The organism is Nonomuraea aridisoli, assembly GCF_003236395.1.
Lineage (GTDB): Bacteria > Actinomycetota > Actinomycetes > Streptosporangiales > Streptosporangiaceae > Nonomuraea > Nonomuraea aridisoli.
On the sequence record NZ_POUD01000654.1, the window covers coordinates 1 to 508 of the forward strand.

Below are 508 nucleotides of genomic sequence, written 5' to 3' on the forward strand. Positions count from 1 at the left end.
GCCCCTCCCAGCACGCGACCCGGCGCACACACCATGCCCGGCACCCCGCCAGGCGCCACCACGCCCGGCACACCATCCGGCGCGCACACCACGCCCGGCGCAGGCAACGTGCCCGGTGCGCCGACCGGCGGAACCGGTGTCCCGGGCGGGTATCCCGGCCAGTTCGGCACGCCGGGCAACCGTGCCCAGGACGTGCGTCCGTGGAACGAGCCGGAGAGCGGACAGGGGCAGCAGCCCGGCGGCTGGACCACCAAGCCGGTGGTGCCGGGCGCGCCGCCGTGGGAGCCGCCGCCCGCGTTCACCGCCGCCGCGGCCGGCATGCCGGTGTGGCCGCCGCCCGTCTCCGACCCGCACGCCCTGCCGCCGTGGCCCGCCGCCACCGGGGAACTGGTCGCCGAGCCCGACGAGCCGAGCCTGCCCCCACCGTTCGACCCGAACGCCACCAACCCGGAGGGCCTCACCCGCTCGCCCCACGGCCTCTCCCCGGAGACCGGCCGCCCCCACACGC

At 79.1% G+C, this 508-nt stretch carries 1 pseudogene; it reads left to right on the forward strand.

Going from position 1 to position 508, the window contains the following annotated elements:
• Positions 1-33: 33 nt before the first annotated feature.
• A pseudogene (locus tag C1J01_RS48570) lies at positions 34-508 on the forward strand (hypothetical protein); the annotation flags it as partial.